Here is a 12,049-nt window from a genome sequence, read left to right on the forward strand (position 1 = left end):
TGAGCCCTGAGCCCTGAGCCCTGAGCCCTGAGCCCTGAGCCCTGAGCCCTGAGCCGCATCTCGCGAGCAGCGGGAGCAGAGGCCGAAGGCAGATCGCCCAGCGCGCAGCAGCCTTACGGCGTGGTGCTGGTGTGGTCGAGGATGATGCGCCACCCCCCTGAGTCGTCCTTTTGTGGCTCGTGCTCAAAGGTGAGGGAGAAGATGCCATGGGCGTCGCCTCCACCGGCGGCGGTGCGGGTCAGGTGGAAGCGGCCGGTGACCACGGCGTAATCGGAGCCGAGCATGCGGACCAGGAAATCGCTGAAGTCGAGATGACCCATGGCCTCCGGCGTGGAGTAGTTCTTTTTGTACCGCTCGAGGATGGGCTGGTAGCCGTGCTGCACGCTGGAGCCGATGAAGGTGGTCCCGGGGGAGTCCTTGTAGCCGCGCATGAAGGTCACGACGTCGCCCCGGTTCCAGGCCTCCTGCTGGTCCTTGAGCACCTGGAGGATGGCCGCGGGGGCCTGCGCGGCCACTTGTGCGTGGGCACGCCGATCCTTTTGCTGGAGGAACAGGACAGCGGCATTGACCAGCAGCGCTCCGGAAAGGAGCAGGATCACAACAGATGAGGGGAGTGCGAGGCGGCGGCCAGGATTCGAGGTCATGGGCATTCTCCAGAGGCTCCCAGTGTGCCAGAGATTGCACCGGATGTTGGGCTGTTGACGCAGTTGGAGATAATTCCGCGCGCGGCGGGTGCGGAAAGCGAACTCGAACGTCAAACGGTGAGGCGAGTTCGGGAGGCGAAGTCCCGCACCTTCCGATAGACTAAAAACGGATTTGGGAGTCTACAGGGGTCGCCATGCCTTTAGAGGCGGGTTTCCAGTGCGCGGGCTGTGGAGAGTGGAATGAGACGGTTGTGGATGAGAGCGGAGGCCGCCGGCAGAGCTACGTCGAGGACTGCCAGGTGTGCTGCAAGCCGAATGTGCTTGCCATCGAATGGGACGGCGAGGGGTACCTCATCCGGGCTGAACTGGAAAGTTAACCGCTCAGGGGCGCATCGCGCCGCAAACGTCTGATGGCACAGGGTACTCCGGCGCGCACTGCGGAGTTGGGTTCTACCCGTTCCGTCCCTTATAATCGCCTTTTCCTCAAGATTCGCCTGATTTTCTGCAGTGAGGGTGTGACTATTTTTCCCGTCGAACGCTGGGGCGCAAGCTCCTCCGCACAAAAGAGCCAGACTTTGCGCCGTAGCCTCCGTCGCTCGCTGCAGTTTCTGCCGTTGTTCTGCTGCCTCCTCGCGTTTACGGCCTGGGGACAGCAGCAGATCGTTAGCCAGATCCGTGTCATCGGGAATCGTGAAATCCCGAAGGAAACGGTCCTGGCGCGCATGTTCAGCCACGTCAACGATCCCTACGATCCGCTGACGGTCGAGCGTGACTTCAACTCGCTGTGGAACACGGGCTACTTCGACAACGTGTACATCGAGAAGGAAGACTCGCCGAAGGGCGTGATCCTGGACGTGTACGTCACCGAAAAGCCGACGATCCGCGAGATCAACTACAAGGGCCTGAACTCCCTCACGCAGTCCGACGTACTGGACCGCTTCAAGAAGGAGAAGGTCGGCATCTCGGTCGAGAGCAAGTTCGACGAGGCGCGCATGGCGCACGCCATCGCGGTGCTGAAGGAACTTGAGGCCGAGCACGGCCACCAGTTCGCCGAGATCAAGCCGGACATCAAGAAGATTCCGCCGGCCTCGGTGCAGATCAACTTCGTCATCAAGGAAGGCCCCAAGGTCAAGGTGGGCGACATCCGCTTCACGGGCAATGAGCACGTGAGCTCGCGCGACCTGCGCGCCTCGATGAAGAACCTGCGCCCGGTCGGTATTCCGCACTCGATCTTCCTCGAGAACCTGTTTGCGCGTACCTATGACGCCAGCAAGCTCGAAGAAGACTCCGAGCGCGTGCGCCAGGCCTATCGCGACCGCGGCTACCTGCGCGCCAGCGTGGGCGACGCCAAGACGCACCTGCGCAATGAAACCGGACTGTCGATGATCACGTTCCGCCCGAAGAAGGGCAAGCGGATCGACATCACGCTGCCGATCGAAGAGGGCGGCCGCTATCGCCTCTCGAAGATCACCTTCACCGGCAACAAGGCCGTGACCAACGTGAAGGCCCTGCGTGCGCAGATCCCGGTCAAGGACGGCGACTACTTCAACGCGACCGTCTTCTATAAGGGCACCGAAAACCTGCGCAAGGCCTATGGCCAGCTGGGTTACATCAACTATTCGGGTATCCCGACGCCCACCTTCGACGAAGCGAACCACACGGTCGCCTTCAACATCGATATCGATGAAGGCAAGCCGTTCTATGTGTCGCGCATCGAGTTCCAGGGCAACACCACCACCCGCGACTTCGTCATCCGCCGTGAGCTGATGCTCGAAGAAGGCCAGGTTTACAACAGCCGCCTGTGGGAGCTGAGCCTCCAGCGCCTGAACCAGCTCGACTACTTCGATCCGCTCAAGGTGGATCAGGACTCCGAGACCCATCAGAACACCGAGGCGGGCACGGTCGAACTGCTGCTCAAGGTGAAGGAAAAGGGCAAGAACTCGATCGGCCTGAACGGCGGCGTCAGCGGCCTGGGCGGATCGTTCCTCGGCCTCAACTACCAGACCAACAACTTCCTCGGTCTTGGCGAAACGCTCAGCGTGCAGGCCAACGTCGGTGAAGTGCAGCGTAACGTGCGCTTCGGCTTCAACGAGCCGTATGTGCACAATCGTCCGCTGAACCTCGGCTTCCAGATCTTCAACACGAAGCAGGATTACAACTCGTCGAAGAACTACAGCCTCACCGGCTCTGCGAACCAGCAGAACGCGACGCAGTCCCTGCTCCAGAAGTACAACCAGTCGTCGACCGGCTTCTCGGTTTCGGGCAGCTACCCGCTTCCGCACCACAGCTTCAAGCGTGTCGGCTTTACCTACACGCTGGATCGCTCTTCGGTGTCGACCTTCAGCGCGGCCTCGAGCAGCTTCTTCCAGACGCTGGCCTTCCGCAGCGGCATCCAGGGTCAGAACGCGCTTGAAGGCATCGTAAGCAGCATGGCGGCCTTCAGCTTCATGGATAACAAGCTGGATGCGACCTACCAACCGCACTCGGGCCATGAGCTTTCGGCTCTGTTCCAGGTGGCCGGCCTCTGGGGCAACGTCCGCTACATCAGCCCGACGGTCGAATACCGCAGCTTCCACCCGGTGCGTGGACTGAAGTTCGACAAGGAAGGCCACAACGTCTTCGGTTACCGCCTGCAGGCCTCGTACATCCACGGCATCAGCGGCGACGTGGCTCCTCCGTTCAACCGCTTCTATTCGGGCGGCGAGCAGGAACTGCGCGGCTTCGATATCCGCTCGGCGACCCCGTACGGCTTCGTGCCGACCAAGGTGCTGTTCAACCTGACCAACCCGGACGGCAGCACGGTTCCACGCGATCCGACGAACCCGTCGGACGGTGCGATCCAGATTCCCCTGCCGGTGTACGGTATTGCCTCGATCGGCGGCGATCTCAACATCGTTGCCAACCAGCAGTACACGATTCCGATCTATGCGCGCACGGTGGCGTTCGTGATCTTCAACGACTTCGGCATGGATATGGCGACGTCGACCACCCAGCTGCGCCAGAGCCCGGAAGGCCAGGCGATGCTCGACTCCCCGCTGTATGGCTGCCCGAACTACGTCAACGGCGCCTGCCAGGGTGGTGTGCAGATTCAGTTCAACAAGTACATCGAGCCGATTTCGGGCACGAACTATGCTCCGCGCGACTCGATCGGCGGCGAGCTGGATGTGATGATGCCGATCATCAACGCGCCGTTCCGTATCTACTACGCGTACAACCCGCTCACCATGCACAAGGACTTTGCGCAGACCAACCTGATCACCCGCAGCATGTTCCCGACGGGTGGCGCAGGCGACTATACGTATGCTCTGTCTCAGGAACTTTACGGTTCCCAGCTGCAGCTGCGTGAGCCTAAGAAAACGTTCCGGTTGTCGGTCGCAACGACGTTCTAAAAACGGGGAAAACCGGCGGAATTCAGCATATTTTGACCATCCGCCGGTTTGACCTTGCCTATGGGCGCACCTATAATTCGGCTCAGTTCCTGAGATTGTCTTCTGGTCGTGTCTCGTCACCGCAATCCGATCGTCTAAAGATCGGTATCTGCCTCACGAACAACGCAGCAGGTAGATCAGGAAGCGATGTTCGCTTCCGCATGTGCGGGCGATCCAACTGAAAACGGAGGAAACTTTCATTTCCATGATGCGTGTAATTTCACGTTCGATGACTTTTGCCGGTCTGCTGGCCGCGGGTATGGGCGCGAGCGCTTTCGCTCAGACGGGCGCCGCCGCAGCCGCAGCGACCGCTCCCACGGGCGCTACCAAGGTTGCTGTGATCAATTTCCAGGCCGCCGTTCTGGGGAGCAACGAGGGGCAGCGGGACATGGCTGAGCTCCGGCAGAAGTTCGAGCCGAAGCAGACGCAGCTGAAGAACGAAGCCGACTCCATCGACGCGCTCAAGAAGCAGCTGCAGACCTCCGGCAGCACGCTGAGCGACGCCGAGCGCCAGACGAAGCTGAAGCAGATCGACGAAAAGGAGAAGGAGTATCAGCGCAACGGTGAAGATGCGCAGAACGACTTCCAGGGCGAGATGCAGGAAAGCTATCAGCAGCTGGCCGAGAAGGTTTTCGCGGTGCTGAACAGCTACGCGAAGGACAACGGCTACGGCCTGGTGCTGGATGCCAGCGCCGGTCAGCAGCAGCAGCTCCCGACGGTCCTCTGGGCCAACCAGGGCGCCGACATCACCAAGGCTGTGGTCGATGCCTACAACGCGAAGTCGGGCGTTCCCGCGCCTGCGCCTTCGGCTCCGACGCCGGCAAAGCCTGCCGCTGCGCCGCGCACGGCTCCGAAGCAGTAAGCCAAGCAAAAATCAGGGCGGCCCGCAAGAGCGGGTCGCCCTTTTTGCTGCTACAATTTATTGACGACCTCCGTTCCGGAGACTCGGATTCTGTGGAAAAAAATGTGGAAGATTTTCCGACTCCTGGGGGAAGCACCCCAAGTTTGGATGTCTCCGGCTTTCTGCGCTTCCCGGTTTGATCTTTGTAAATATTTGATAATAAAAGGCTTTTTCGCAATGCGAAAGACAACGCCGACGTGTGCCCGAAATGGCGCATTCGCGGCGGCGCGCCTAACTGCTTTCCACAGAAGCGGTTAAAGGCGTGTGACTTTTGCATGCCCCAAAATGGAACGCGGAGAGCGCAAAGGGCAGAAGCCGAAGCTTCTGCCCTTTCTGTTTTGCATCTGTCGGGAACTTAGCGGCCGCTGTCTTCGCCGATCTTGAGTACGGCGAGGAAGGCTTCCTGCGGAATATCGACCTTGCCGATGCGCTTCATGCGCTTCTTGCCTTCCTTCTGTTTCTCCAGCAGCTTGCGTTTACGCGAGATGTCGCCGCCGTAGCATTTGGCGATAACGTTCTTGCGGATGGCGCTCACCGTTTCGCGGGCGACGATCTTGGCGCCGATGGCGGCCTGGATCGCGACCTCGAACATCTGCCTTGGGATCAGCTCGCGCATCTTCGAGACCAGCGCCTTGCCGCGGTCGTAGGCAAAGTCGCGATGCACGATGATCGAGAGCGCGTCGACCGACTCGCCGGAGACCAGGATGTCCATCTTGACCATCGGCGAGACCCACGTTCCGGAGATGTGGTAATCGAGCGAGGCGTAGCCGCGCGAGACGCTCTTGAGGCGATCGTAGAAGTCGAGGACGATCTCGTTGAGCGGCAGCTCGTAGGTGATCATCACGCGAGTCGGGGTTACATATTCGAGGTTCTTCTGCCGTCCGCGCTTGTCTTCCACCAGCTTGAGGATGCCGCCGACATATTCCTCGTTGGTGAGGATGGTGGCGGTGATGATCGGCTCCTCGATCTGCTCGATCTCGGTGACGTCGGGCCAGCGCGAGGGGTTATCCACCTCGAGGGTCGAGCCGTCGGTCATGGTGATCTTGTAGCGCACGCCCGGAGCGGTGGTGATCAGGTCGAGGTCGAACTCGCGTTCGAGGCGCTCCTGGATGATCTCCATGTGGAGCAGGCCGAGAAATCCGCAGCGGAAGCCGAAGCCGAGCGCGGCCGAGCTCTCCGGCTCGAAGAAGAAGGACGAGTCGTTGAGGCGAAGCTTCTCGAGGGCTTCGCGCAGCATGGTGTGCTCGTGCGAGTCGACGGTATAGAGGCCGGCGAAGACCATCGACTTGATGTCTTCGAAGCCGGGCAGCATGTCGTCGGCAGGTGCCGAAGCGTCGGTTACCGTGTCGCCGATCTTGGTGTCGGCGACGTTCTTGATGGTCGCGACAAAGAAGCCGACTTCACCGGCGGAGAGTTCCTGGATCTCGACGGGCTTGGGTGTGAGCACGCCCATGGACTCGATGTCGAAGACCTTGCCGTTCGACATGAGCTTGATCTTCATGCCCTTGCGCATGCGTCCATTGATGACGCGGGCGAGCACGATGACGCCGCGGTAGGCGTCGAACCACGAGTCGAAGATGAGCGCCTGCAGCGGCTTGTCCGGATCGCCGGTGGGCGGGGGCAGGCGGTGCACGACGGCTTCGAGGATGTCCGGTACGCCGAGGCCGGTCTTGGCGCTGACCGGAATGGCGTCGGTGGCGTCGATGCCGACGGCCGACTCGATCATCTCCTGGGTGCGCGGAATGTCGGCGCTGGGGAGATCGATCTTGTTGATGACCGGGATGATCTCGAGACCATTGGAGATGGCGAGGTAGGCGTTTGCGAGCGTCTGCGCTTCGACGCCCTGCGAGGCGTCGACGACCAGCAGCGCGCCTTCGCACGAAGCGAGCGAGCGCGAGACCTCATAGGAGAAGTCGACGTGGCCGGGCGTGTCGATCAGGTTGAGCTGGTAGGTGTTGCCGTCCTTCGCGGGGTACATCATGCGCACCGAGTGCGCCTTGATGGTGATGCCGCGCTCGCGCTCCAGATCCATCGCGTCGAGCACCTGCGCCTGCATTTCGCGCGCGGTGAGTGAGCCGGTAAGCTCGAGCAGCCGGTCAGAGAGCGTGGACTTGCCATGATCGATGTGCGCGATGATGGCGAAATTGCGGATGTACTTGCTGTCCATGAAGGGATAGAGGCGCGCAACGGGCAGCGCGGGATGAACCTTTCAAAAGACAAGTTTATCAGCAGAGGGGTGCGGCGACGGCTTCAGGGGTGGCAGCGAAGGGGCGCAATTTCGCTTTCCTGATGCGCGATGGAAGGGCGCGGCGCGTTCGGCCCCATACAATAAGCCGAGAGAGAACGCTGGCAGCTGGGTGGAGTGAGAGAAGTCCATCGCTCGTTCGTCTCAATAGAGAAAGCATGGTTATCTCCCGACCCGTTCTTGCCCTTGCCGCGACGCTCGCTGCGCTGTCCTCTTCCGCGACAGCCGTCTCGCAGTCCCAGAATGCCGCGCCTGTGCGCAATGCCGCCGAGCATCAGCGCGTGGAGCAGCTGATCCAGGGCGTCGAGAAGGCGTACCAGAACGGCGTTTCGAATTATCAGCAGGGACATCTGGCGGCAGCGCGGTCGAACTTCGACTACGCGGTGGACCAGATGTTGACCTCCGGCATCCCGATCAAGAGCGATCCGGACCTGAGCGATGAGTTCGACCACATCGTGGACGCGGTGAATACCATCGAGATGGACGCGCTCAAGCAGGGCAGCGGATTGCAGGCTCCGGCCGAACCGACGCCGGCCGAAGCCGCCGAGCAGGCGACCTTCACGGTGGACCCGGCTGTGGTGGCGCAGGCCGAGGCCGCGTTGAAGACGACCCAGTCCGATCTTCCGCTGGTGATCAACGACACGGTCGCCGGCTACATCGACTTCTTCACCAAGAGCCGCGTGGGCCACGGCACCATCGTCGCCTCGCTGCAGCGCGCAGGGCGGTATCGCGCCATGATCGCGAAGGTGCTGAAGGATGCAGGTCTGCCGCAGGATCTGATCTATCTCGCCTTCGCCGAGTCGGGCTTCCGCCCGCAGGCGATGAATGCGGGTTCGGGCGCGGGCGGCATGTGGCAGTTCATGCCGTGGGGCGTCTATGGTCTCGCGCGCAATGGATGGTATGACGAGCGCTTCGATCCGGAGAAGGCGACGCAGGCTTACGCGCGGCTCATCAAGGCGAACTACGACCAGCTGGGCGACTGGTACCTGGCGATCGCGGCCTACAACTGGGGCGCGGGCGCGGTGCAGCACGCGGTGCAGCGCACCGGCTATGCCGACTTCTGGGAGCTCTACAAGCGCAACAACCTGCCGCAGCAGACCAAGGAGTACGTGCCGGAAATCATCGCGGTGGCGCTGATCGCGAAGAACCCGAAGCAGTATGGCCTCGACGACATTACGCCCGATCCGCCGATCGTGACCGACACGGTGCAGACCGATTACGCGGTGAGCTTCCAGCTTGCCGCCGACCTGGTGGGTACGACGGCGTCCGAGATTGCCGATCTGAACCCGAGCCTGCTGCGCGGCTGTACGCCGCCGGATGAGAGCTACGACTTTCATCTGCCCGCAGGCACGAAGGATCTCTTCACCAAGCGCATCGCTGCGATCCCGGAGGACAAGCGCCGCTACTGGCGTTACCACGTGGTGCATCCGGGAGACACGCTGGAAGATGTGGCGCGTGAGTTCCACGTAAGCGCATCCGAGATCGCGACCGAGAATCAGATCGCCGAAGGCGGCGACCTGAGCGGGCTCGACGCGGTGGTGATCCCAATATCGCAGGCAACGTCGCCGAGCAAGAGCTCGATCTATGTGGCGCGCCGCGGCGATTCGCTGGTGACGGTGGCCGATCGCTTCAACGTAACGGTGGAAGACCTGAAGCGCTGGAACCATCTCAGCACTTCGGCGGTGCCTGCAGGCCGACGGCTTTACATCAGCGAGCCTGCGCACGTGAGCAGCGGCAGACATTCTTCAAGGCATGAAGTGTCGGGCAGGAGCAGCGGCACAACGAAGGCGGGAGCGTCGAAGAGCACCGGCAAGACGAAGCAGAGCACGACGAAGACGAGCGGAAAGTCCACCGCGAAGTCGAGTGCGGAAAAGAAGCCAAAGCCGCGTCATTCCTGATCGCGCGCGATGGGGAGCGATCGCGCTTCTGCATCGCGCCGCGTGAGCGGGAAGCAGGTAACTGCGGCCGGCATAAAGTGCAGATAGCGGAAAGCCGCATGGAATGCGGCTCCGCGCATGCCCACAAACTTGATTCATCCTTCGACGAACGGCTTGCGTTCCGGCGCAAAGCGTTGCATTCTGTTGCTATAATTCGCGGCGCGGGAGCTTTTCTCCGCAGCGAAATACGTCAGAAGAATCGCCAGGATAAAGAGGCCGGAGGGCCAATTCGATGCAGGATGATCGCAAGCTTTACGCAAAGAGCGACAACGATTACGCACCAGAGACCGAAGATTATCCGGAAGATCTGGAAGACGGCTTCGGCGAAGACGAGGAAGAAGAAATTTCGATTTCAGTTTCTTCCGATGACGATGATTTAGAAGACGAGGAAGAGGAGTTGAAGTCGGAGCCGGTGATCAGCGCTCCGGTGAACGACGCTCCCGCTCCTGCAGTCAAGAAAGCGGCCAAGAAGGCGACGAAGAAGGCTCCGGCAAAGAAGGCCGCAGCCAAAAAGGCTCCGGCGAAGAAAGCCGTGGCCAAGAAGTCGCCGGCGAAGAAGGCCGCAAAGAAATCTGCCGCGAAGAAGAGCAGCAAAGGCGCAAGCGGCGGGAAGGCTGTGAAGAAGTCCGCAGCCGGCAAGAAGAGCGCCAGCACCAAAAAATCAACCAGAAGAGGTACACCTTTGGCAGTTAAGAAGGCAGTGAAGAAGGCAGCGGCCAAGAAGGCTCCTGCGAAGAAGGCGGTCAAGAAGGCTGTTGTGAAGAAGGCAGTCGCCAAGAAGGCTCCTGCGAAGAAGGCAGTTGCCAAGAAGGCTCCTGCGAAGAAGGCAGCCAAGAAGGCTCCTGCAAAGAAGGCCGCGAAGAAGGCAACGACCACCAAGTAACTCCAACCCGGTTGTATTGAGGCAAGCAAAAGAGCCCGGCAAAGCGCCGGGCTTTTTTGCGTCTATTTTCCTATTGCTTTCCCATAGAGAATAGATCATGCTCTATTGGCATGCCATAGGAGGTATCGCGTGGGTGGCAAAACGGATGTCCGTCAGGGAACGCTGGCACTGATGGTGCTCAAGACGCTCGAGGTAATGGGACCGCAGCATGGGTACGGGATCGCGCGGCGCATCGAGCAGACGAGCGGCGAGGCTCTCTCGCTGAACTACGGCACGCTCTACCCGGCGCTGCTGAAGCTCGAGCAGGAAGGCGCGATCGCCTCGCGCTGGGGCGTCTCCGACAACAACCGCAAGGCGAAGTTCTACGAGCTGACGCGCGCCGGACGGAAGCAGCTGCAGCGTGAGACTGAGGAGTGGCAGCAGACCGCGGCAATCGTGGACCGGTTCCTGAGCGGACCGAGCGAGGCATAAATGCTGCATCGGGTGAGAGCGGGAGTGTTGCGGCTCGTGGGCGTGTGGCAGAGAAATGACAGCGACTTCGCGGCTGAGCTCGAGAGCCATCTGGAGATGGAGATCGAAGACGGCGTGCGCCGTGGTCTGAGCGAGCAGGAGGCGCGGCGCCAGGCGCTGGTGCGCCATGGCGGCGTTGCGCAGGCGCAGCAGGCGTATCGCGAGCGCAGGGGCCTGCCGTGGCTCGAGCAACTGGTGCAGGACGTGCTGTACGGCGCGCGGACGCTGCGCCGCAGTCCGGGCTTCACGGTAGTCGCCGTGGCAACGCTCGCGCTGGGCATCGCGACCACCACTACGGTCTTCCGCTGGATGGATGGAGTGGTGCTGCATCCGCTTGCGGGGGTGAGCGAGCCGCAGAGGATTGTGGCGCTCGATTCGCTGACGGCAAACGGCGAGGTCGTGCCGAACTCCTACCCGGACTACATCGACTTCCGCGATCGTCTCAAGCTGCTGGACGGGATCGCGGTGTATCGTCCGCATGCATTCTCGGTGGGGCCGCGTGGACGCACGGAACGCCTCGGCGGCGAGTTTGTCTCGGGCAACTTCTTCGCCGTGCTGGGCGTAAAGCCGGAAGTGGGCCAGCTCTTTTCGCCCGCGCAGTATGGCGACACGCCGAACGGCTATCCCGCTGTTGTCCTCAGCGATCGCTACTGGCGCTCGCATTATGGTGGCGATCCTTCGATCGTCGGCCGCACTATCCGCGTGGATGAGCATGAGCTCACGGTGATGGGCGTAGCCGATCCGGCCTTCCAGGGCTCCATGACGGCGATGGCCTTCGACATCTGGGTGCCGTACCTGGAGCGCCCCATGCTCGAAGGCGTGCCCGCATGGATGATGCGCGACCGGCAAGATCGCGCGGTGATCGGCATCGCGCGGCTGAAGCCGGGTGTGTCGATGGCCATGGCGCAGCAGGAGCTCGCAACGCTGGCTGCTCGCATGGCAAAGGCCGATGCCGATACGAATGCGGGCATGAGCGCAAGGCTGATCCCGATGGCTGACTCGCCCTTTGGAGCGCAGGGGCTGCTGGCTGCTCCGCTGCGGATGCTGATGGGCATCTGTCTGCTGGTGCTGGCGATTGTGTGCGTGAACGTGGCCAACCTGCTGCTGGCGCGCGCGACGGCGCGGCAGCGCGAGTACGGTACGCGGCTCGCGCTGGGGGCGGGACGCTGGCGGCTGGCAAGGCAGGTCCTCACCGAGTGCCTGATGCTGACGCTGTCCGCCGCGGTGCTCGGCCTCGTGGCCACGCGCTGGACGGTGAAGCTGCTCGCAGTGCTGCTGCCTGCCGGGCAGATGAATCTCGCGCTGCCGCAGGGCGGAGAGGTGCGCACGGCGCTGTTCACGGTGAGCATCTGCCTTCTGGCGACGGCGGCTGCCGGCGCTGCACCTGCGCTGCTGCTGGCGATGAAGCCTCCGGCGATGCCGATGAGCGAGGGGGGCCGCGGCGGCATGGCCGGGCGCGGAGGACGCCACCTCGGCCATCACCAGCGTCGAGCGCAGGCGG

10 protein-coding genes are annotated in these 12,049 nt (G+C 61.9%); 7 read left to right on the forward strand and 3 right to left on the reverse strand.

Annotation, left to right across the window (positions count from 1 at the left end; all coding sequences use genetic code 11):
• Positions 1-113 precede the first annotated feature (113 nt).
• Positions 114-644: a YybH family protein gene (locus QM649_RS19325; RefSeq protein ID WP_415200718.1), complete on the reverse strand. Its 531-nt coding sequence runs from the start codon at positions 642-644 to the stop codon at positions 114-116.
• Positions 645-838: 194 nt separating this feature from the next.
• On the opposite strand from QM649_RS19325, the gene QM649_RS19330 reads away from it, so the two are divergent.
• From QM649_RS19330 to QM649_RS19340, 3 genes are all read left to right on the forward strand, one after another.
• Positions 839-1,021, forward strand: coding sequence for a CPXCG motif-containing cysteine-rich protein (locus QM649_RS19330; protein ID WP_415200719.1), 183 nt, complete (start codon positions 839-841; stop codon positions 1,019-1,021).
• A gap of 198 nt (positions 1,022-1,219) precedes the next feature.
• Positions 1,220-4,033 (forward strand): outer membrane protein assembly factor BamA, encoded by a 2,814-nt coding sequence (bamA, locus tag QM649_RS19335; RefSeq protein WP_415200720.1) that lies wholly within the window; start codon positions 1,220-1,222, stop codon positions 4,031-4,033.
• Between the two features lie 244 nt (positions 4,034-4,277).
• Positions 4,278-4,934, forward strand: coding sequence for an OmpH family outer membrane protein (locus QM649_RS19340; protein ID WP_415200721.1), 657 nt, complete (start codon positions 4,278-4,280; stop codon positions 4,932-4,934).
• 394 nt (positions 4,935-5,328) lie between these two features.
• Here the strand turns inward: QM649_RS19340 and lepA are convergent, their stop codons facing one another.
• Positions 5,329-7,140, reverse strand: a complete 1,812-nt coding sequence (gene lepA, locus QM649_RS19345; protein WP_415200722.1) for a translation elongation factor 4 — start codon at positions 7,138-7,140, stop codon at positions 5,329-5,331.
• Between the two features lie 236 nt (positions 7,141-7,376).
• Between lepA and QM649_RS19350 the strand changes: the two genes are divergently transcribed.
• Positions 7,377-9,116 (forward strand): transglycosylase SLT domain-containing protein, encoded by a 1,740-nt coding sequence (locus tag QM649_RS19350; protein ID WP_415200723.1) that lies wholly within the window; start codon positions 7,377-7,379, stop codon positions 9,114-9,116.
• A gap of 333 nt (positions 9,117-9,449) precedes the next feature.
• Here the strand turns inward: QM649_RS19350 and QM649_RS19355 are convergent, their stop codons facing one another.
• Positions 9,450-9,875: a hypothetical protein gene (locus tag QM649_RS19355; protein ID WP_415200724.1), complete on the reverse strand. Its 426-nt coding sequence runs from the start codon at positions 9,873-9,875 to the stop codon at positions 9,450-9,452.
• Here QM649_RS19355 and QM649_RS19360 point away from each other — a divergent pair.
• The 3 genes from QM649_RS19360 to QM649_RS19370 all read left to right on the forward strand — a co-directional run.
• Positions 9,856-10,038: a hypothetical protein gene (locus QM649_RS19360; RefSeq protein WP_415200725.1), complete on the forward strand. Its 183-nt coding sequence runs from the start codon at positions 9,856-9,858 to the stop codon at positions 10,036-10,038. The two genes, QM649_RS19355 and QM649_RS19360, sit on opposite strands and share 20 nt — an antisense overlap.
• 129 nt (positions 10,039-10,167) lie before the next feature.
• Positions 10,168-10,509, forward strand: coding sequence for a PadR family transcriptional regulator (locus tag QM649_RS19365; protein ID WP_415200726.1), 342 nt, complete (start codon positions 10,168-10,170; stop codon positions 10,507-10,509).
• A 24-nt stretch (positions 10,510-10,533) separates the two neighbouring features.
• A partial coding sequence (locus tag QM649_RS19370) for an ABC transporter permease (protein WP_415200727.1) occupies positions 10,534-12,049 on the forward strand: 1,516 nt, incomplete at its 3' end.

This window comes from Silvibacterium sp. (genome assembly GCF_047605705.1).
Classification (GTDB): domain Bacteria; phylum Acidobacteriota; class Terriglobia; order Terriglobales; family Acidobacteriaceae; genus Silvibacterium.

Bases quoted from the DNA above. Each gene is read 5' to 3' on its own strand.
- QM649_RS19325 (WP_415200718.1), bottom strand. From the start codon at position 644: ATGACCTCGAATCCTGGCCGCCGCCTCGCACTCCCCTCATCTGTTGTG.
- QM649_RS19330 (WP_415200719.1), top strand. From the start codon at position 839: ATGCCTTTAGAGGCGGGTTTCCAGTGCGCGGGCTGTGGAGAGTGGAAT.
- QM649_RS19340 (WP_415200721.1), top strand. From the start codon at position 4,278: ATGATGCGTGTAATTTCACGTTCGATGACTTTTGCCGGTCTGCTGGCC.
- lepA (WP_415200722.1), bottom strand. From the start codon at position 7,140: ATGGACAGCAAGTACATCCGCAATTTCGCCATCATCGCGCACATCGAT.
- QM649_RS19350 (WP_415200723.1), top strand. From the start codon at position 7,377: ATGGTTATCTCCCGACCCGTTCTTGCCCTTGCCGCGACGCTCGCTGCG.